The 19,166-nt window shown below is 75.2% G+C and carries 17 protein-coding genes and 1 riboswitch; of the genes, 11 read left to right on the forward strand and 6 right to left on the reverse strand.

What is annotated here, in order from left to right; genetic code table 11:
- Window positions 1-62: 62 nt before the first annotated feature.
- Window positions 63-247, reverse strand: a riboswitch (cobalamin riboswitch).
- A 275-nt stretch (window positions 248-522) separates the two neighbouring features.
- Window positions 523-2,400: a carbohydrate-binding module family 20 domain-containing protein gene (locus tag C892_RS0113455; RefSeq protein WP_017557642.1), complete on the forward strand. Its 1,878-nt coding sequence runs from the start codon at window positions 523-525 to the stop codon at window positions 2,398-2,400.
- A 63-nt stretch (window positions 2,401-2,463) separates the two neighbouring features.
- Here C892_RS0113455 and C892_RS0113460 read toward each other — a convergent pair whose 3' ends face one another.
- A complete protein-coding gene (locus C892_RS0113460) occupies window positions 2,464-2,829 on the reverse strand; it encodes an ArsR/SmtB family transcription factor (RefSeq protein WP_017557643.1) in 366 nt (121 codons plus the stop codon).
- A 128-nt stretch (window positions 2,830-2,957) separates the two neighbouring features.
- Here C892_RS0113460 and C892_RS0113465 point away from each other — a divergent pair, with 128 nt between their 5' ends.
- The 3 genes from C892_RS0113465 (at window position 2,958) to C892_RS0113475 (ending at window position 7,955) form a co-directional block, all read left to right on the forward strand.
- Window positions 2,958-4,952, forward strand: coding sequence for a heavy metal translocating P-type ATPase (locus C892_RS0113465; protein WP_017557644.1), 1,995 nt, complete (start codon window positions 2,958-2,960; stop codon window positions 4,950-4,952).
- 355 nt (window positions 4,953-5,307) lie between these two features.
- Window positions 5,308-6,507, forward strand: coding sequence for an AI-2E family transporter (locus C892_RS0113470; protein ID WP_017557645.1), 1,200 nt, complete (start codon window positions 5,308-5,310; stop codon window positions 6,505-6,507).
- Window positions 6,508-7,109: 602 nt separating this feature from the next.
- The gene (locus C892_RS0113475; protein WP_017557646.1) at window positions 7,110-7,955 is read left to right on the forward strand and encodes a hypothetical protein; all 846 of its coding nucleotides are present in this window, start codon (window positions 7,110-7,112) and stop codon (window positions 7,953-7,955) included.
- A 103-nt stretch (window positions 7,956-8,058) separates the two neighbouring features.
- Here the strand turns inward: C892_RS0113475 and C892_RS0113480 are convergent, their stop codons facing one another.
- From C892_RS0113480 to C892_RS0113495, 4 genes are all read right to left on the reverse strand, one after another.
- Entirely contained in the window at window positions 8,059-8,442 is a 384-nt protein-coding gene (locus C892_RS0113480; RefSeq protein ID WP_017557647.1) for a DUF488 domain-containing protein, read from the reverse strand.
- 55 nt (window positions 8,443-8,497) lie between these two features.
- Window positions 8,498-10,141: a bifunctional aspartate transaminase/aspartate 4-decarboxylase gene (locus C892_RS0113485; RefSeq protein WP_017557648.1), complete on the reverse strand. Its 1,644-nt coding sequence runs from the start codon at window positions 10,139-10,141 to the stop codon at window positions 8,498-8,500.
- Window positions 10,142-10,341: 200 nt separating this feature from the next.
- Window positions 10,342-10,554, reverse strand: coding sequence for a hypothetical protein (locus C892_RS0113490; protein ID WP_017541170.1), 213 nt, complete (start codon window positions 10,552-10,554; stop codon window positions 10,342-10,344).
- A 76-nt stretch (window positions 10,555-10,630) separates the two neighbouring features.
- On the reverse strand, window positions 10,631-10,852 hold the full coding sequence (locus tag C892_RS0113495) for a hypothetical protein (protein ID WP_017541169.1): 222 nt from the start codon (window positions 10,850-10,852) through the stop codon (window positions 10,631-10,633).
- Between the two features lie 306 nt (window positions 10,853-11,158).
- Here C892_RS0113495 and C892_RS30015 point away from each other — a divergent pair, with 306 nt between their 5' ends.
- The gene (locus C892_RS30015; RefSeq protein ID WP_026124339.1) at window positions 11,159-11,824 is read left to right on the forward strand and encodes a hypothetical protein; all 666 of its coding nucleotides are present in this window, start codon (window positions 11,159-11,161) and stop codon (window positions 11,822-11,824) included.
- A 65-nt stretch (window positions 11,825-11,889) separates the two neighbouring features.
- On the opposite strand, the gene C892_RS0113505 is transcribed toward C892_RS30015, so the two are convergent.
- Window positions 11,890-12,666: a bestrophin-like domain gene (locus C892_RS0113505; protein WP_017557649.1), complete on the reverse strand. Its 777-nt coding sequence runs from the start codon at window positions 12,664-12,666 to the stop codon at window positions 11,890-11,892.
- Between the two features lie 330 nt (window positions 12,667-12,996).
- Between C892_RS0113505 and C892_RS0113510 the strand changes: the two genes are divergently transcribed.
- The 6 genes from C892_RS0113510 to C892_RS0113535 all read left to right on the forward strand — a co-directional run bounded on the left by C892_RS0113510 (window position 12,997) and on the right by C892_RS0113535 (window position 19,145).
- On the forward strand, window positions 12,997-13,782 hold the full coding sequence (locus C892_RS0113510) for a 2,3-dihydro-2,3-dihydroxybenzoate dehydrogenase (RefSeq protein WP_017557650.1): 786 nt from the start codon (window positions 12,997-12,999) through the stop codon (window positions 13,780-13,782).
- A 56-nt stretch (window positions 13,783-13,838) separates the two neighbouring features.
- Entirely contained in the window at window positions 13,839-15,029 is a 1,191-nt protein-coding gene (locus C892_RS0113515; protein ID WP_017557651.1) for an isochorismate synthase, read from the forward strand.
- Between the two features lie 80 nt (window positions 15,030-15,109).
- Entirely contained in the window at window positions 15,110-16,777 is a 1,668-nt protein-coding gene (locus tag C892_RS0113520) for a (2,3-dihydroxybenzoyl)adenylate synthase (RefSeq protein WP_017557652.1), read from the forward strand.
- Window positions 16,778-16,806: 29 nt separating this feature from the next.
- Window positions 16,807-17,463 (forward strand): isochorismatase family protein, encoded by a 657-nt coding sequence (locus C892_RS0113525; protein WP_017557653.1) that lies wholly within the window; start codon window positions 16,807-16,809, stop codon window positions 17,461-17,463.
- Between the two features lie 55 nt (window positions 17,464-17,518).
- On the forward strand, window positions 17,519-18,823 hold the full coding sequence (locus C892_RS0113530) for a lysine N(6)-hydroxylase/L-ornithine N(5)-oxygenase family protein (RefSeq protein ID WP_017557654.1): 1,305 nt from the start codon (window positions 17,519-17,521) through the stop codon (window positions 18,821-18,823).
- An 82-nt stretch (window positions 18,824-18,905) separates the two neighbouring features.
- On the forward strand, window positions 18,906-19,145 hold the full coding sequence (locus C892_RS0113535) for a phosphopantetheine-binding protein (protein WP_017541161.1): 240 nt from the start codon (window positions 18,906-18,908) through the stop codon (window positions 19,143-19,145).
- Window positions 19,146-19,166: the final 21 nt, after the last annotated feature.

Raw genomic sequence — 19,166 nt, forward strand, 5'->3', positions numbered from 1 at the left:
GCCTTTCCTTGTGCGGGGCCCGTGCGCGGGGCCGGCGGACACGTTCTCCCGAAGGCCGCGGGGCGGCCTTCCGGGGTCGGCCAGGTCTTCGGACTCGGGTTCGCACGGCCGGGGCGCCTTCCCGGACCGCGTTCGCGGTCCAGTGGCGTCGTGCCCCGGCCGTCCCCCTCACCGCTGCGCGCCAGTTCCGGATTCGCACCGGATTCCCTGTACGCCCTGATGGGGCGGCCGACGGCTGGAAACCGTAGCAGTCGGGGCCCTCGCGGGCGGAGGGCAGGGGCGCCTCCGGGAGGCGGCCGTCGGTGCACGTGTGCGCAAGATTTTGCAGGATCCGGCCGTGGCCGGCGTGTCCGCGGAGATGAAGGCGGTGTGAGGCCGTTCACATCGCCGGTCATTGCTGCTATGTTTCGGCACGTATTGAAAGTTCTTGCAGATATAGCAAGATCTTTACGTGGCGGTCGTTCCGCGCCGGTGCGGCACGGCCGCCCATCCCCCCGCACCCCCGCACACGAGGAGAGCGCGATGCCCCTCATCCTCCGAAGAACCCTCACCCTGGCCGCGGTGCTGCTGCTCGGCGCGGCCCTGCCGGCCGCGGCCCCCTGGCAGCCCGCGTCCGGGGCGCCCGCAGCCGCGGCCGCGTCCCCGGCCGCCGCCCCCGACGACGGCGGCGCCGTCGTCCACCTCTTCCAATGGCGCTGGGAGTCGGTCGCCCAGGAGTGCGAGGACGTCCTGGGCCCCAACGGCTACGCCGCCGTCCAGGTCTCCCCGCCCCAGGAGCACGTCGTGCTGGAAGAGGAGGGCTACCCCTGGTGGCAGGACTACCAGCCGGTCAGCTACCGCCTGGACGACACCCGCCGGGGCACCGCCGCCGACTTCCAGGACATGGTCGACCGCTGCCGCGACTCCGGCGTCCGGATCTACGTCGACGCGATCGTCAACCACATGACCGGCACCGGGTCGGTCGGGGCGGGCCCGGGCAGCGCGGGCGGCGCGTACGAGAAGTACTCCTACCCCGACCTGTTCGGCGACGGCGCCCACGGCTACACCGAGCAGGACTTCAACACCGCCGAGTGCGGCCGCGACATCGAGGACTGGAGCGACCCCTGGGAGGTGCGCACCTGCGAGCTGCTCGGGCTGAGCGACCTGGCGACCGGCGACGCCTACGTGCGCGAGCGCCTCGGCGACTACCTCGCCTCGCTCGTCGACATGGGCGTGGCCGGGTTCCGCATCGACGCGGCCAAGCACATGCCGCCCGAGGACCTGCAGGCCGTCGTGGACATGCTCCCCGGCACCGTTCCCGGGTGGAACGAGGCGCCCTACGTCTTCCAGGAGGTGATCGCCGACGCGGCGATCGGCGAGGACGAGTACACCGGGATCGGCGACGTGACCGAGTTCGACTACCAGCGCCGGATCGGCCACGACTTCGCCGACGGGAACCTCCAGGGCGCCAAGGACCTGGAGGAGGGCAAGCTGGCCTCGGACAGCGCGGTCTCCTTCGTCGTCAACCACGACACTCAGCGCTCCGAGCCCACCCTGACGCACGGGACCGACCGGGACCGCTACGACCTGGCCCAGGCCTTCCTGCTGGCGCACGGCTACGGCACGCCCAAGGTGATGTCCAGCTACGCGTTCACCTCCACCGAACAGGGCCCGCCCATGGCGGCCGACGGGACCACCGAGGCCGCCGACTGCGCGCAGGAGCGGTGGGTGTGCGAGCACCGCGCGCTCAACGGCATGCCGACCTTCGCGAGCGCGACGGCCGGCGAGGAGGTGTCCTGGGCCGACGACGGCTCACAGCGGGGGCGGGTGGCCCTGGAGCGCGGCGGCGCGGGCTTCGCGGCCTTCAACGCCACCGGTTCGGAGTGGAGCGCCGGGTTCGCCACCGCGCTGCCCGACGGGACCTACTGCGACGTCGCCTCCGGGACCTTCGCCGACGGCGCCTGCGACGGGGCCGCCGTGGAGGTGGCCGGCGGCCGTGTCGAGGTGTCCGTCCCGCCCGAGGGGGCCGTGGCCCTGCACACCGGTGCGGTGGTGGAGTGCGCCGACCCCGGCGGCTGCGACTCGGGCGGGGACCCCGGGGACCCCGGCGCGTGCACGGAGGTCGAGGCCGTCTTCGGCCCGACCGTGGAGACCTTCTACGGCCAAGGGGTGTACGTCGCCGGGTCCGTCGAGGAGCTGGGCGGCTGGGACACCGGCCGGGCGCTGGAGCTGTCGACCGACGAGGGGGCCTACCCCGAGTGGAGCGGCTCGGTCGGGCTGCCGCCGGGGGCGGAGTTCGAGTACAAGTACATCAAGAAGGACCCGGACGGCACGGTGACCTGGGAGTCGGGCGGCAACCGCACGGCGGTGGCCTCCGGTGACGGGTGCGCCGTGGAGCTCGGAGGCGAGTGGCGCGACTGAGCGGCGGGACCGGAGCAGTGAGCCCGGCCCCGGTACCCCGGGGCCGGGCCCCCGGAGGCCTGCTCAGGCTTCTTCGGCGGGCCGGTCGGGCAGGCCCAGGCGCAGGTGTTCGACGTGGTTCAGGGCCTGGTCGATGAGCTGGGCGACGTGGTGGTCGTAGAGCGAGTAGACCACCGAGCGGCCCCGGCGCTCGCCGGCGACCAGGCCCAGGTTGCGCAGCAGCCGCAGCTGGTGCGAGCAGGCCGACTGCGTCATGCCCACCGCGTCGGCCAGTTCGGTGGCGGGCAGGGGCCCCTCGCGCAGGCGGGACAGGATCAGCAGGCGGGAGGGGGTGGCCAGGGCCTGCAGGGTGGACGCCACCTTCTCGGCGGTGGCCGCGTCGAGCGCGGGCGCGGCCGCGGGGGAAGGGGAAGCGAGTTCGTGGCCCATGGAGCCATCCTACTTTCGTGAACTAATGAAGACTTGTTCATGTATTCCTGTATAGTGGCGCCCCGACCGGCCGCGGCTCCGCCCCGGTCCGTCCCGCCCTGCCCCGAACCACCGCGCGAGGACCGACGATGCCCTCACCCACCGCGAACCCGTCCGCCCCCGCCGCCGCGCCCGCACCGGCGGCCCAGCTCGCCGCCGCGCCGCGGCGCCACCGCACCCGCCTGCTGGAGCTGCCCGAGGTGCGCTGGGCCGCGGCCGCGCTCGCCGTGTTCCTCCTCGCCCTCCCGCTCGACCTGCTCGGTGCCCCGCCCCTGGCCACGGGCCTGCTCTACGGCGCGGTCTACGCCCTGGGCGGCTGGGAGCCCGCGCTGTCCGGCCTCAAGGCGCTCAAGGGGCGCACCCTCGACGTCGACCTGCTGATGGTGGTCGCCGCGCTCGGCGCGGCCGCCGTGGGCCAGCCCGGGGACGGCGCCCTGCTCATCGTCATCTTCGCCGTCTCCGGTGCCCTGGAGGCGGTGGCGACCGCCCGCACCGAGGACTCCGTGCGCGGCCTGCTCGACCTCGCCCCCGCCACCGCGACCCGGCTGGGACCCGGCGGACGGGAGGAGGCCGTCGCCGCCGGGGACCTGGCGGTGGGCGACACCGTTCTGGTGCGCCCCGGCGAGGCGGTCGGGGCCGACGGCCGCGTCGTCGACGGGCGCAGCGAGGTCGACCAGGCCACCATCACCGGGGAGGCGCTGCCCGCCGACAAGGCCCCCGGGGACGAGGTCTACGCCGGAACCCTCAACGGGTCCGGGGCGCTGACCGTGCGCGTGGGACGCGAGGCCGGGGACGCCGTGGTCGCCCGCATCGCCGCGATGGTCGAGGAGGCCTCCCGGACGACCTCGCCCACCCAGCGCTTCATCGAGCGCATCGAGCAGCGCTACAGCATCGGCATGGTCGCGGCCACCATCGCCGTCTTCGCCGTCCCGCTGGCGTTCGGATCCGATCCGGCCTCGGCGCTCATGCGCGCGATGACCTTCATGATCGTCGCCTCGCCCTGCGCCGTGGTGCTGTCCACGATGCCGCCCCTGCTGGCGGCCATCGCCAACGCCGGCCGCCACGGCGTGCTGGTCAAGTCGGCGGAGGCGCTGGAGCGCCTGGCCGCCGCCGACACCGTCGCCCTGGACAAGACGGGCACCCTCACCGAGGGGGCGCCGCGGGTGGCGGAGGTGCGCCCGCTGGGCGGCGGCGACCGGGCGTCCCTGCTCGCCCTGGCCGCGGCGGCGGAGCGCCCCAGCGAGCACCCCATCGCCCGTGCCGTGGTCGAGGCCGCGCACGAGGAGGGCGTGGAGGCCGCCTCCGCGCGCAACTTCACCTCGGCCCCCGGGGAGGGCGTGCGCGCCGAGGTCGACGGCGCGGCGGTGGCCGTGGGCAGTCCCGCCCGGCTCCTCGCGCAGGACGGGTCCGGCCCCGTCGCCGCCCGCGAGGAGGCCCGCGCCCTGGAGGAACAGGGGCGCACCGCGGTGGTCGTGCTCCGCGACGGGCTCCCGGTCGGCGTGCTCGGTGTGGCCGACCGCGTGCGCGAGGGCGCGGCGGAGGCGGTCGCGGCCCTGGCCGCCCGGACGGGGCGGCCGCCGCTGCTGCTCACCGGGGACGCCCCGGCGGCGGCGCGGCGGGCGGCCGAAGAGGCCGGCGTCACCGAGGTCGCCGCCGGACTGCTGCCCGAGGACAAGGTGGACCGGGTGCGCGCCCTTCAGGACGGCGGGGCCCACGTGATGATGGTCGGCGACGGGGTGAACGACGGCCCCGCCCTGGCCGCGGCCCACACCGGCGTGGCGATGGGCCGGTCGGGATCGGACCTGTCCCGCCGCACCGCCGACGCCGTCGTGGTCCGCGACGAGCTGGGCGCGGTGGCCGTCGCGGTGTCCCTGGCGCGGCGGGCCCGCCGCCTCGTGGTGCAGAACCTGGTGCTCGCCGGGGTGTTCATCGGAGCGCTGGTGGCCTGGGACCTGTTCGGCCACCTGCCGATGCCGCTGGCGGTGGCGGGCCACGAGGGCTCCACCGTCATCGTCGCCCTGAACGGCCTGCGCCTGCTCGGAGAGGGCGCCTGGCAGAGGGCCGCGGCCGGACGCGGCCATTGAGTCTGTCGGAAGTCGCGTGCAGGGGAAGGGCCCCGGCCGCTGGGCCCGGGCCGGGCAGAGAGCACTGGGCCGGGCCCGCCTCAGGGCGCCTGCCGGGGCCACGGCCTGCTGATCGGCGCGAACCGTGGCATCCACCCTCCGCGCCCCGCCGAACTTCTGAAAACCCCGGTAGATGCGGCGTCCCGGGACGCCGTTCGCGACGGACCTGATCCGAGTAACCCCTGCGCCCGTGCCGGTCGGACGTCCTGATTCCCGGGACGCCGATTCCCGGGACACGGGCGGCCGGAGGGGCGAAGGTCGGCCCCTCGGGGTAGGGCACGCGCTAGCGTTGCCGCCTGAGACAGGGAGGGATCACGTGAGCGAGAACCCCGAGGGGCCGAAGGGCGACGGCTCCGACGGAGACCAGGACACCGGCGGCGCTCCGGCCGAGGAGTCCGAGCGGCCCCGCGCCGACGAGGAGCCCTCCGGCCCCGGCGCGCCCCGGAGCACCTCCGCCGGTGCGGTGGCCACCCTCGGCACGCGCCGTGAGGCCAAGGCGCCCAACTTCTTCGTGCTCGGCTTCACCGGGGCCCTGGGGGTGCTCACGGCCTGGATCCTGGTGCAGGCGCTCGTCGAGATCCGCGGCGTGTTCATCAACATCCTCGTGGCGCTCTTCCTCGCGGTCGGGCTCAACCCCATCATCGAGTTCCTGCGCCGGCGCGGGCTGCCGCGCTGGGCGGCGATCCTCACCGTGTGCGCCGCCCTGGTGCTGTTCACCACCGTGTTCGTGTGGACCCTGGTGCCCCCGCTCACCCGGCAGATCACCGAGTTCGCCGAGAACGTGCCCGACTACCTGGGCCGGCTCCAGCAGAACCCGGTGATGTCGGACCTGGACGAGCGCTTCGGCCTGCTCGACCAGGCCCAGTCCCTGCTGACCAGCGCCGACTTCGGGCAGCAGGTCTTCGGCGGCGTGTTCGGCATCGGCCAGGCCGTGCTGAACTCGCTGGTGGCCACCTTCACCGTGCTCGTCCTCACGCTGTTCTTCATGGCCTCGCTGCCCGGCATCACCGAGACCGGCTACCGGCTGGTGCCGCGCTCGCGCCGCAGCGGCGTGCGCGAGCTCGGCGACGAGATCGTGCGGCGGGTGGGCGACTTCATCGGAGGCCAGCTGCTCATCTCCGCGATCGGCGGCGTGGTCGCCTTCCTCTTCCTCACCGGCATCGGCTTCGGCTACGCGCTCACCCTCGCCCTGGTGGTGGCGGTCACCGCGCTGATCCCCCTGGTGGGAACCACCATCGGCGCCCTGGCCGCGACCCTGGCCGTGGGCATCGGCGACCTGTTCCTGGGCGCGGTCACCCTGGTGTTCTTCCTGACCTACCAGCAGATCGAGAGCTATGTCATCGCGCCGCGGGTCATGAAGCGCTCGGTCGACGTCGCCCCCACCGTCACCATCACCTCGGCCCTCATCGGCGGCGCGATGCTCGGCCTGGTGGGCGCCCTGATCGCGGTCCCGGCCGCCGCGGCGGTCACGCTCATCCTGCAGCGGGTCGTCTTCCCCCGCCTCGACTCCCGCTGATCCCGCAGACGCCGCCTGGGCCCCGGAGGGGGCGCGCCCCGGGGCGGCGCGTGCCGGCCGCGCCGTTCCGGGAACCACCGTGACCTGGGCCGCAACGGCCCGGCCCACCAGGTCCGTTATCGGAATGTGACTAGACGCGCATTTTGACCGGACTCTCACCGAAAAGGCGGCGCGTGCGGCCGGATCCCGGTCGGCGCACCCTGGCCGCTTTAACCTTCACCACCTCCGGTGCACCCCTCTTGACCTCGCCTTTTCTTTGGCGCGGGGTTACTGTTGCCGGTGTTCGGCCCGTGAGGCGGGTGCGGCCCTGACGCCGCCGCCCCGCGCCCACGACGCCGCCGGACCCCGGCGCCCCCGATGCGCCGGGACCGAGGCCCCCGGCCCGAGCGGGTGGGGGAGGTCCCACGGCCGGCGTGCCGCCTCCCTTCCGGCGCCCCATCCCCGCGCCCCACAGCCCGCCCTCCGATGCCACCCGCGCCGCAGGTGCGCCCTGCGCCGTGCCCCGGATCCACCGCGCCCTTGAACCGCCGCGCTCCGATCCGCCGTGGAGCCCCCGGCCTCGCCCGCCAACAGCACCGGCCCAGCATCGTGAGCACCTGTATATGAGCACTGAGAACGCGGTCCAGTACGGCAACGTCAAAGCGTCCTACTTCTGGGACGACGGCTCCGGCATCAACGGCGACACCGGCGCCCCCGCCTCCGGCGAGCCCATGCAGAAGGGCCTCGCGGCCAGCCCCAGCTGGCCCCTGGGCACCGAGGGCTACGTCGTCCACGACGGCAAGAAGGCCGAGTTCTTCATCGGCGACCGCGGCCCCGGCGACCCGGCAGAGGGGTGCGACGTCCTGCTCGACCTGGACGGCAAGACCTTCGCCGAGCTGACCGGCGAGTCCTGGAACGAATCCGGCTACACCGTCTCCGGCGGCAACGGCCACATCGACGTCGAGTACGTCATCACCAAGTGGGGCGACGGCCACGGCACCGAAGGCGCCCCCCGCCCCATGGGCTCCGGCGAGGAGTGCACCGACGCGGTGTCCCCGGTCCCCGAGGACCTGGCGGGCGGCGACGAGGAGAAGGGCGCCGAGGACTCCGGGCAGGACACCGGGGCCACCGAGGACGGCGACGGCGGCCAGGGCGGCTCCGGCGCCACCCATGCCTCCACCGCCGCCAACGACATGTCGGCCGTCAACCTCGCCGCCGCCGACGCGCCCCTGGCCGCGGGCGCGCTGGCCCTGGCGCTGGTCCCTGCCCTGGTCATCGCCCTCATGTTCGCCCGCCGGGACCTGGTCCTGGCCTGGGTCGGCGCCGACCGCGCCGCCGCCTGGGGCGAGAGGGCCGCCGCCCTGCGCGACCGCGGCGCCGAACTGGGCGCCTCGCTGGCCGGGCGCGCCCGCACGGCCGCCGCGGACGCGGCCGCCGCCGTCCGCGAGCGGCGCGGCCGGGGCAGGTGACCGGACGCCACAGGGCCCTGACCCCGCCGCGCGACGGGCGCGGGCACCGCATCGAGCGGCGGCCCGCGCCCGTCGTGGTCTCCGGCCCCGGGTGAGGCCCCGGTCAGCCCGTCCCCTCCCGCCGCCTGCGGGCCCGAACGTGGTCCCGCAGGACCAGCGCGTGGGTGTGCTCGGTGTCCTTGGCCGCGTACAGCAGCGTCACCGGACCCTCGTCCAGCGCGCGGAGGATCGGGTCGACCGCGTCGGGGCGCTCCTCCAGCTCGCGCTCGTAGCGCGCGGAGAACTCCCGCCAGCGGTCCGGGTCGTGGCCGAACCACGTCCGCAGCCCCGGGCTCGGCGCGGCGTCCTTGAGCCACCCGTCGAGGTGCAGCGCCTCCTTGCGCACGCCCCGCGGCCACAGGCGGTCGACCAGGAACACCCGCCCCTCGGCGGGGGCGCCGTCGCCCTCGGCGTCGTACACGCGCATCAGCCGGATGTCGTCGCCCATGCCCCGACCCTGCCAGACCCGCGCCGGCGGCTCACGCCACCGCACCGGCGCGGGGTCAGCACGCGGCCGCGCCGCCGGTGTAGCGGCGGTGGTACTCCTCGCAGATCGACCGCAGGGCGCGGCCGACCCGGGCGGAGGCCTCGTGGTCGAGGACGGCCAGCGGCACCCGCACCGACCACTCGGGGCCGTCGGAGCCGTCCCCGTTCAGCACGGCCACCCCCTCCTCCTCGGCCAGGCGCAGAACCGGGTCCGCCGGCGCGTACTCGGCCTGCAGCCAGCGGGCGAAGTCCTCGCCCCACGTCCGGCCGGCCCAGTGCAGCAGGTCGAGTTCGACGCAGTCCCCGGCGCGCAGCGGATCCCGGGGGAGCTCCACCCCCAGCCCCTCGGAGAGCGCGGCCAGCCGCCGGATGAGGACCTCCTTGGCGGGGCGCCGGTACCCGGACGCGTCGGAGGCCGTGTCGAAGAGCGCGAACAGCGCCATCTGCACCTGCTGGGGCGTGGAGGGTCCCGCGGTGTGGCCGGGGGCGACCGAGCGGCCGTCGGCGGCCATGCGGTCGATGAACTTCAGGCCGGGCACGTCGGATGTGATCGGGGAGTAGCGCTCCTCCAGCGCCCGTGCGTCCTGCGGGCCCAGCCGCGCGATCTGCTCGTCGACGGTGTTGTCCGGGTGCAGCGCGATGACGCCGGTGCGCCGACCGGCGGCGCCGACGTAGCTGGGGAAGGAGTGGACGCCGATGGTGTTGCGCGGTGCCGCCTCCATCAGCGAGGTGGAGCCCTCGGCGGAGGCGCCGTACACGTCGTCGGTGACGATGACCAGGTCGCGGTTGTGGTTGTCCACGATGCCCGCGATCCGCTCCAGCGCCCGGTCCGACAGCCGCACCGACGGCGGGTCGGACGGGTTCACCAGGCACAGCAGCCGGATGGAGGGGTCGGCCAGCTTGTCGATCTCGGAGTCGTCGTAGGCCCAGGTGCGGAAGCCGCTCTCGATCCCGCGCGAGGCGCTGACCCCGGTCACCTCGAACGGGTACCGCTCCAGGCGCGGGATCTGCCGAGAGGGCGTGAAGACCGGGGCCATCAGCGCGATCCGGTCGCCGCGCCGCAGGAGGCGGTTGGCCCGGAGCGAGTCGAGGACGGAGCACACGGCAGCCGTCCCGCCCTCGGTGGCGACGAGGTCGCAGCCCTCCCACGGGGACCTGCCGCCGATGGTGCGCTCCAGGTAGGCGCGCACGGACCGCTCGCAGAAGGGCGGCATGCGGTCGGGGACCGGGTGCTCATCGCCGATGACCCCGCCGACCAGTTCGTGGACGACGGCGTCCGCGTGCGGCTCGGGCACGGTCCGCATGATCCGCCGGAACAGGTCCGCCCCGGGCTCCCCGGTGTTCTCGTCGAGGAAGAGGCCGAACCGCTCGGCGATGCCCTCCTCCCGGGGCCCGCCCCCGAGGGCGGCCCCCTCGTTCCAGGCCTTCCGGACCTCGCCGACGGCGAACCGGCCGAGGAGGAAGAAGGCCTCGCGTGCGGGCAGCGCGGTCCGGTCGGGGGTGCCGCGCCCGGCGTCGGGCATCTCCTCGGCCCGGCGGCGGGCGTGCCGGGCCGTGCGGTCGTGTTCGCCCGCGCGCTGGATCAGGCGGTTCTTCAATTCGAGCGGGCTGAGCGACTCCGGGTTCCGCTGCTGGGCCCGTGTCTCCTCGAGTTCGGTCATCGCGCGCGTCCCTCCCGGTCGCGGTTCGGGCCCGACGAGAGCCCCCGGCCGACAGATGGCTACCCGGAGTCGGTTAGATGTAGCGCAAAGTGAGAGTGTCCGGATGGCAGCCGCGGGTCCGGGCCGGTGGCGGCCAGGGCGACCGTGGGGGGTGCGGGCCGCCCTCCGGGTGGGGCGGGAGGGCGGCCCGGCGCGGTCGGTCAGCCGCCGTAGGTGACGCCGTGGGTCTTGCAGGCGTCGTACTCGCCGGTGAGGGTCAGCACGTCGGCGAAGCCCTCCCAGTTCCAGGGCAGGCCGGTGCAGTTGAGGACGTCGCCGTTGACGCCGGAGTAGCTGTCGCCGGCGACGGCGGCCGGGGCGGTGGCGGCGAGGGCGCCGGCGGCGATGGCCGCGACGGCGAAGGCCTTCTTCATGGTGTTCCTCAATGTCGTGTGGGTCGTCGGTGTCGTCGGTCGGTGCCGGCGCGCGGACGCGCCGGAGGGGCGGGGCTCAGCCGCCGTGCGTGATGCCGAGCTTCTGGCAGGCGTTGTAGTCCCCGGTGACGGTCAGGATGTCGACCGGCCCCTCCCAGTTCCACGGCGCGACGGCGCACGGGGCGACGTCGCCGTTGATCAGCGCGTAGCTGTCGCCGGCCGAGGCGGCGGGGGCGGCGGCCAGGGCCGCGCCCGCGGCGGCCGCGGTCAGGGCGGCGACGGCGAGGCTCTTCTTCATGGTGGATCTCCTTTTCGGCATCGGGTGGTCGGAGGGCGGGTTTCGGTCAGGCCGGCCCGTCTCACGACAACCACAAAGAGTAGTTGTTTAACTCCATAGAGTGAAGACCTCTGCGGGTTGTTTTCCCGGCGTGTCCGGTGGGGCGGTGGTGGGGGCGGGGTGGGGAAGGCGGGATTCGGTCCTGCGTGATGAAGCGGACGTGGCGTCGAAAACCCTCCGCTTCTGTGGAACCGGGTGTGGTGTGACCCCGGCCTCGCTACTGTTTGCGCACGAATGGCGACGTACCGAGACCGGGGAGGGGTCGCCGTGCCCGATTCCGCAGCGGCGCCGCGTGCCGCGGCCGCCGTCCTGGCCATGGCCTGTGCCGCCGCGACCGGAGCGCCGGCCTACGCGGCGCCGGAGGGCGCCGCCCCGGCGCCCTCCGGCGGTGTCCGGGTCGGAATCGGCGTCTGCGTGACGATCAACGCCCCCGGCTACTGCGAGAGGCCCCCTTCGGAGCCGCCGCCGGAGGAGCCGCCCGAGGAGCCCCCGCCCGGGTACGACCCGCCCGAACCTCCGCCCGAGGAGTCCCCGCCCGGGTACGACCCGCCCGAACCGCCCCCCGACCCGGCGCCGGAGCCCGACCCCCCGCCGGAGAGGACCGCCCCGCCCCGGCCCGACCCGGCGGAGCCGACGGCGCCCGCTCCCGCGGAGCCTCCGGCCGAGGCGCGGGCCGAGGACCCGGAGCCCGCGCCGCCGCCCGAGCCCCCGGCCCCGCCCGAGGAGCCCGTGGAGCCCGAAGAGGGCGAGGAGCCTGCGGAGGCGGACGAGCCCGAGCCGGAGGAGAGCGGGGAGGCCGTCCCCGTCCTGCCGGTCGCCCAGGAGCCGCAGGAGTCGTCCGGCGCCTTCACGCCCGCGCGGCTCGTGGTCCTGCTCGCCCTGGTCACCGCGATCGCGGTCGCCGGCGGCGCGCGCTCCCGCGGCGCCCGGTGAGCGCCCGTCCCCGAGGGCCGGCCCCGGGGCCGTGACGGTGCCCTGCAGAGGCGGTCCGGGCGCGGCTACGCCGGCGGGGGCAGCTCGTCGATGCGGTCGAACTCGGCCACCGCCTCGTCGAACGGGTCGCTGCCGGCCTCCAGCAGGCCGCGGTAGGGGTTGTCCAGGGTGAGCAGGACGGCCACCGAGACCAGCACGGTCAGTGCGGTGACCCCGCCCCACAGGATGCGTGTGCGCGACCCCCGCACCCCCATGGCCAGCGGCAGCACCACCACGGCCAGCCCGGCCAGCGCCGTGGTCACGGTCAGCCCCAGCGGCACGCTCTCGCCCGCCGAGTCCGCGCGCATCATGCGCTGGTGCATCAGCGTGCTGGTCTTCTCCAGGGCGGCGATCCGGTCCGCCTCCGACATCCCGTCGCCGACCGCGGCCTCCTCGACGGCGGCGCGCAGACCGGTCATGGCGGTGGCGCCCTCGGGGCTCAGCTCGCCCTCCCGGCGCATCCGGGCCCAGTCCTGCTCGGTGACGGCCGCCACGTAGTCGCGCGCGGCCGAGCGCACCCGCTCGGCGTCCTCGGGGGAGTAGGCCTGGGTGCCCCAGTAGACGTCGATGACCGTGGAGGCCTCGTCGGAGGCGTCGGCGCCGGCCTGCTGGTAGTGGTCCCAGCCGATCACCAGCCCCATGGCCAGCGCGATCAGGTACACGGCGAGCAGGAAGGGGTTGATGAAGGTGCCCACGGGGCCCTCGCAGTCCTCCCGGGTGACCGTGAAGGCGCGCACCAGGGGAACACCGAGCGCGGCCAGCAGGAGGAGGGCGATGGACCACATGAGGGGGGTGATGTCCATGGGGCCCACGCTAGTGGAACAACCACGGAGGGTCGCCGACAATGACGGATTGTCGCGAATGCGCCGCTCGGGCGGTGGGTGCGGGTCCGTGGCGGTTGGTCCGGGTCGGAGTGAAGTATCCGACCGAAATCAGTCAGGTAAGGCTAGCCTTACATCATTTCCGCAGGTCGGGGCGGGTGTCGGTGCGGCGGCGGCGTGTGCGGGGCGTGCGCGCCCGATTCGGGTGGGTTGACACCGTGTGCGCACCCGCTTCAGACTTACGGGCGGTCGCTTAGGTAAGCATTGCCTTAGTTAGGGGTGCTTGCCCTTATTCATGTCAAGGGGGAGGCCGTGTCCCACACGGGCATCGAGGGGACGGTGGCCCTGGTCACCGGAGCCGCGCAGGGCATCGGCAGGGCCGTGGCCCGCGCGCTCGCCGACGCCGGGGCGAGCGTCGCCGCGCTCGACCTGGCCGAGGAGCCGCTCAGGGCGGCCGCCGCCGAGATCGCCTCGGCCGGCGGCACCGCCCGCGCCTTCCCCTGCGACGTGCGCGACCCCGCCGCGGTGGAGGAGGCCTTCGAGGCCGCCGAACGCTCCCTGGGGCCGGTGCGGCACGCCGTCAGCGTCGCCGGCGTGCTGCGCACCGGCCCCGGGGCCGCCACCACCGACGCCGACTGGGCCGAGCTCGTCGCCGTCAACGCCACCGGCGCCTTCCACGTGCTGCGCGCCGCCGCCCGCCGGATGTCCGCGCGCGGCGCGGGCACCATCACCACGGTCGGCTCCAACGCCGCCGACACCCCCCGGGCCGACCTGGCCGCCTACGGCGCCTCCAAGGCCGCGGCCGCCTCCTTCACCCGCGCCCTGGGCGTCGAACTGGCCCCGCTGGGCGTGCGCTGCAACGTCGTCTCGCCCGGCTCCACCGACACCCCCATGCAGCGCGGCATGTGGGCCGGGCCCGACGGCGCGGCCGCCGTCATCGCCGGGGCCCCCGACAGGTTCCGCACCGGCATCCCGCTGGGCCGGCTGGCCGACCCCGTCGACATCGCCGCCGCGGTGCGCTTCCTGGCCTCCGACGAGGCCCGCCACATCACCCTGCACGACCTGCGCGTGGACGGCGGCGCCACCCCCCGCTCCTGACCCGCCCCGCGCCCTCCCGCCGCCTTCTCCCGCCGCCTTTCGAGAAAGGTCCCACGGTGCCCGACGCGCCCACCGCCCCGACCGCCGCCCGCCCCAGCGACCTGCTCAGCGCCTACGCCCCCGGAATGGGCCTGATCGCCACCCCCGAGCGCACCCTGCTGGGCGAGGGCGCCCTGGACACCGCCGACGACCCCGCCCGCGTCCCGGCCATGCTCGAACGGGTGCGCGCGGCCGGGTGGGCGCCCGCCCCGGTCGCCATGGGGGCGGTCCCCTTCGCCCCCGGCGCCCCCGCCCGCCTGGTGGTGCCCGCCGCCCTGCACACCGCCGGACCGGCCGCCGCCGAGACCGCCCCCGCCGAGGGCGAGCGCCGCCCGCTGCCCGGGCCGTGGCAGGCCGAGGCGGTGCCCGAGCCCGAGACCCACCGCAAGGCCGTCGCCGAGGTGCTGGAGGCGCTGGGCGACGCGGCGCAGGGGCGCCTGGACAAGGTCGTCCTGGCACGGTGCCTGCGCATGCGCGGGCCCGGCCCGGTCGACGCCGCGCAGGTGCTGCGCAACCTGGCCTGGCGCGACCCCTCCGGCTTCACCTTCGCCGTCGGCCTGCCCCCGGCCGGGGCCCCCGGCCCGCGCACCTTCGTGGGGGCCAGCCCCGAGCTGCTGGTGTCCAAGCGCGGGCGGACCGTGGTCTCCAACCCGCTGGCCGGCTCGCGGCCGCGCAGCGCCGACGCCACCAAGGACCAGCGCAACGCCGTGGAGCTGCTCGCCTCGGCCAAGGACCGCCGCGAGCACGCCCTGGTCGTGGAGGCCGTCGCCGACGGGCTGCGGCCCTTCTGCTCCGAGCTGGACGTGCCCGCCGAACCGGAGCTGGTGCGCACCGCCACCATGTGGCACCTGTCCACCCGCGTCGCCGGAACGCTCGCCGATGCGCGCACCCCCTCCGTCGAGCTGGCCATGGCGCTGCACCCCACCCCGGCGGTGTGCGGCACCCCCACCGACGCCGCGCGCGCGGCCATCGCCGGGGTCGAGCCCTTCGACCGCGGCTTCTACACCGGCACCGTCGGCTACACCGACGCCGAGGGCGACGGCGAGTGGGCGGTGGCCATCCGCTGCGCCGACATCGCCGGGGACACCCTCGACCTGTTCGCCGGCGGCGGCATCGTCGAGGGCTCCGACCCCGCCGAAGAGCTCGCCGAGACCTCCGCCAAGCTGCGCACCCTCCTGCTCGCCCTGGGCGTCAACCAGCGGCTCTGACCGCACCGGACTCCCGCCGCCCGGCCCCGCCGCCCCCCGCCGCCGCCCTGTCCACCGACGAGGAAGTGAAGCCCCCACCCATGCGCCACGGATGCACCCCCTGGCCCGAGGAGTTCGCCGACCGCTACCGCGCGGCCGGGTACTGGACGGGCCGGACCCTCGGCGGGCTCCTGCGGGACGGCGCCGACCGCTTCGCCGACCGCACCGCGGTCGTCTCCGGCGACCGGCGCTGGACCTACGCCGAACTGGACGGGCGCGCCGACCGGCTCGCCACCGGGCTGGCCCGCCGCCTCGACCTGGCCCCCGGCGACCCGGTGGTGGTGCAGCTGCCCAACACCGCCGAGGTGCTGGAGGTGGTCTTCGCGCTGTTCCGGATCGGCGCGCTCCCGGTCTACGCCCTGCCCGCGCACCGCTCCGCCGAGGTCAGCCACCTGGTCGCCGCCACCGGCGCCCGGGCCCTGGTCACCGCCTCGGCGGCCGGGTTCGACCACGTCGGCATGGCCCTGCGGGTGGCCGAGGAGGCCGGCGGCCCCCGCTCGCACGTCGTGGACGCCGCCCCCGGCGCCGCCGACGCCCCCCGCGAGGGCGCCGTCGCCCTGGAGGCGCTGCGCTCCGACACCGTCGACCCCGGCGTGTTCACCGCCCCCGACCCGGCCGACGTCGCCTTCTTCCAGCTCTCCGGCGGCACCACCGGCCTGCCCAAGCTCATCCCCCGCACCCACGACGACTACCTGTACTCGGTCCGGGCCAGCGCCGACATCTGCGAGCTGGGCCCCGACACCGTCTACCTGAGCGCGCTGCCCGTCGTGCACAACTTCCCGATGAGCTCGCCCGGCTTCCTGGGCGTGCTCTACGCCGGCGGCTCGGTCGTGATGGCCCCCGACCCCAGCCCCGCCACCTGCCTGGGGCTGATCGAGTCCGAAGGCGTCACCCTGGCCGCGGCGGTGCCCCCGGTGGCGCTGCTCTGGCTGGACGCCGTCGAACGCGGCGCCGAGTCCGGGCGCGACCTGTCCAGCCTGCGGATGCTGCAGGTCGGCGGCGCCAAGTTCGCCCCCGAGGCGGCCCGCCGCGTCGCCCCGGTGCTCGGCTGCCGCCTGCAGCAGGTGTTCGGCATGGCCGAGGGCCTGGTCAACTACACCCGCCCCGAGGACGACGAGGCCACCGTCACCGGCACCCAGGGCCGCCCCATCTCGCCCGACGACGAGATCCGCATCGTGCGCCCCGACGGGACCGAGGCCGACCCGGGCGAGCCCGGCGAGCTGCTCACCCGCGGCCCCTACACCATCCGCGGCTACTACGACGCCCCCGTGCACAACGCGCGCGCCTTCACCCCGGACGGCTTCTACCGCACCGGCGACGTGGTGCGCCTGACCCCCACCGGCCACCTGGTCGTGGAGGGCCGGGTCAAGGACCAGATCAACCGGGGCGGCGAGAAGATCGCCCCCGACGAGGTCGAGGACCACATCCTGGCCCACCCCGACGTGCACGACGCCGCCGTGGTCGCCATGCCCGACGCCTACCTGGGGGAGAGGGCCTGCGCCTACGTGATCCCCCGCGAGGGCGGCGGCGCCCTCACCCGGCCGGTCCTGCTGCGCTTCCTGCGCGAGCGCGGACTGGCCTCCTACAAGATCCCCGACCGCGTCGAGGTGGTCCCCGAGTTCCCCGCCACCGGCGTCGGCAAGGTCAGCCGCCGCGACCTGCGGGCCGCGATCGCCGACGCCCTCGCCCGCCCCGCCGAGCGCGCCTGAGCGCCACCGAGGAGAGAGACCGCCCACCGATGTCCCTGCCGCAGATCGCCCCCTACCCGCCCCCGGCGGCCGACCGGCTGCCGGAGAACCGCGCCCCGTGGAAGCCCGACCCGGCCCGCGCCGCCGTCCTCGTCCACGACATGCAGCACTACTTCCTGCGCCCCTTCGCTGTCGGGGCCGAGCCGCTGGCCACCGCCCTGCGCAACATCGCCCGCATCACCGAGGCCTACCGCGCCGTGGGCGCGCCGGTGGTCTACACCGCCAAGCCCGGCGGCATGGACCCCGAGGAGCGCGGCCTGGAAACGGACTTCTGGGGTCCGGGCATGCGCGACGTGCCCGAGCACACCGCCATCGACGAGGCGGTGCGCCCCCGAGAGGGCGACACCGTGCTCACCAAGCGGCGCTACAGCGCCTTCTCCGGCACCGACCTGGCCGAGCGGCTGGCCGCCCAGGGGCGCGACCAGCTGCTGGTGACCGGGGTCTACGCCCACATCGGCTGCCTGCTCACCGCCGCCGACGCCTTCATGCGCGACGTTCAGCCCTTCTTCGTCGCCGACGCCATGGCCGACTTCACCGCCGAGGACCACCACTTCGCGGTGCGCTACGCCGCCCGCCGCTGCGGGGCCGCCCTGGCCTCGGAGGACGCGCTGGCGGCGGCGGGCGCCGCGCCCGCGCCGCTGGGATGACCGCCGACCGACAGCACCGCCGCGCCGGGCGCGCGGCCCTCCCGAAAGGAACCACGTGACCACGTCCCCGCAGTACCCCGTCCACGATCTGGCGGGCATCGGATTCGGCCCCTCGAACGTCGCCCTGGCCATCGCCCTCGAGGAGTGGCGCGCGGCCCCCGACCGCCCCGACCTGAGCGCGGTGTTCCACGAGCGCCAGGAGGGCTTCGGCTGGCACCGCGGCATGCTGCTGGAGGACGCCACCATGCAGGTGTCCTTCCTCAAGGACCTGGTCACCACCCGCAACCCGGCCAGCGACTTCAGCTTCCTGAACTACCTGCACGGGGTGGGGCGGCTGCACGACTTCATCAACCACAAGACGCTGTTCCCGCTGCGCAGCGAGTTCCACGACTACCTGGCCTGGTGCGCCGGGCGGCTGTCGGACCGGGTGCGCTACGGCTCGGAGGTCACCGGGGTGGAGCCGGTGCGCGATGCCGCCGGGCGGGTGTGGGCCGTGGACGTGGTGGCCCGCGAGGCCGGCGGTGCCGAGCACCGCACCCGCGCGCGCAACCTGGTCGTGGCCCCGGGCCTGGAGCCGCGCATGCCCGAGGGCGTGCCGATGGGCGAGCGGGTCTGGCACAACGAGTACCTGCTGCACCGGCTGGAGGCGCTGGGCGAGGGCGCCGCACCGGCCTCGTTCGCCGTGGTGGGGGCCGGGCAGAGCGCCGCCGAGGTCGCCGACCACCTCTACCGGCGCTTCCCCGGAGCCCAGGTGCACGCCGTCTTCTCCCGGTACGGCTACAGCCCCTCCGACGACAGCCCCTTCGCCAACCGGATCTTCGACCCCGAGGCGGTCGAGGCCTTCTACACCTCCCCCGAGGCGGTCAAGGACGACATCCTCGGCTACCACCGCAACACCAACTACTCGGTGGTCGACCCCGACCTCATCGACGCCCTGTACCGGGCCTCCTACCAGGACCGGGTGCTGGGCACCGAGCGGCTGGTGCTGCACAACCTGTCCCGGGTCTCGGCGGTGGAGGAGGGCGCCGACGGGGTGTCGCTCACCCTGGACCACCTGCCCACCGGCAAGCAGGTGCCGCTGAACGCCGACTACGCCGTCTTCGCCACCGGCTACCGGCCGGTCGACCCGCGGCGCCTGCTCGGACCGCTGGCCGGGCACGCGGTCCTGGACGAGCGCGGCCGCCCCGCCGTGGGCCGCGACTACCGCCTGGCCACCGACGACGAGGTGACCTGCGGGATCTACCTGCAGGGGGGAACCGAGCACACGCACGGCATCTCCTCCACCCTGCTGTCCAACATCGCGGTGCGCACCGGGGAGATCCTCGAATCCCTGAGCGCCCGCACCCCCGAGGCCGCCTGAGCCGGGCCGCCCCGGAACCGCACGGCCACCGAGCACCGATCCCCGAGCACCGATCCCCGAGCCCTGAGGAGCGAGGACGACCATGAGCACCGGAGCCGCCGAGACCCCCTTCACGCCCGAGCGCATCCGCGCCGACGTGGAGGCCGTGCTGGAGGAGGAGCCCGGCACGCTGGGCGAGGACGAGGACCTGCTGGACCGGGGGATGGACTCCATCCGCCTGATGAGCCTGGTGGAGAAGTGGCGCACCGACGGCGCCGAGACCGACTTCGTCGCCCTGGCCGAGGACCCCAGCATCTCCGCCTGGGCGCGCCTGCTCTCCTGAACGGCGGCTCCCCTGAACGGC

It is taken from the genome of Nocardiopsis baichengensis YIM 90130, assembly GCF_000341205.1.
Lineage (GTDB): Bacteria > Actinomycetota > Actinomycetes > Streptosporangiales > Streptosporangiaceae > Nocardiopsis_A > Nocardiopsis_A halophila.

Coding starts and splice junctions, on each gene's coding strand:
- C892_RS0113455 (WP_017557642.1), top strand. CDS start 523: ATGCCCCTCATCCTCCGAAGAACCCTCACCCTGGCCGCGGTGCTGCTG.
- C892_RS0113460 (WP_017557643.1), bottom strand. CDS start 2,829: ATGGGCCACGAACTCGCTTCCCCTTCCCCCGCGGCCGCGCCCGCGCTC.
- C892_RS0113465 (WP_017557644.1), top strand. CDS start 2,958: ATGCCCTCACCCACCGCGAACCCGTCCGCCCCCGCCGCCGCGCCCGCA.
- C892_RS0113475 (WP_017557646.1), top strand. CDS start 7,110: ATGAGCACTGAGAACGCGGTCCAGTACGGCAACGTCAAAGCGTCCTAC.
- C892_RS0113480 (WP_017557647.1), bottom strand. CDS start 8,442: ATGGGCGACGACATCCGGCTGATGCGCGTGTACGACGCCGAGGGCGAC.
- C892_RS0113485 (WP_017557648.1), bottom strand. CDS start 10,141: ATGACCGAACTCGAGGAGACACGGGCCCAGCAGCGGAACCCGGAGTCG.
- C892_RS0113490 (WP_017541170.1), bottom strand. CDS start 10,554: ATGAAGAAGGCCTTCGCCGTCGCGGCCATCGCCGCCGGCGCCCTCGCC.
- C892_RS0113495 (WP_017541169.1), bottom strand. CDS start 10,852: ATGAAGAAGAGCCTCGCCGTCGCCGCCCTGACCGCGGCCGCCGCGGGC.
- C892_RS0113505 (WP_017557649.1), bottom strand. CDS start 12,666: ATGGACATCACCCCCCTCATGTGGTCCATCGCCCTCCTCCTGCTGGCC.
- C892_RS0113520 (WP_017557652.1), top strand. CDS start 15,110: ATGCGCCACGGATGCACCCCCTGGCCCGAGGAGTTCGCCGACCGCTAC.
- C892_RS0113525 (WP_017557653.1), top strand. CDS start 16,807: ATGTCCCTGCCGCAGATCGCCCCCTACCCGCCCCCGGCGGCCGACCGG.
- C892_RS0113535 (WP_017541161.1), top strand. CDS start 18,906: ATGAGCACCGGAGCCGCCGAGACCCCCTTCACGCCCGAGCGCATCCGC.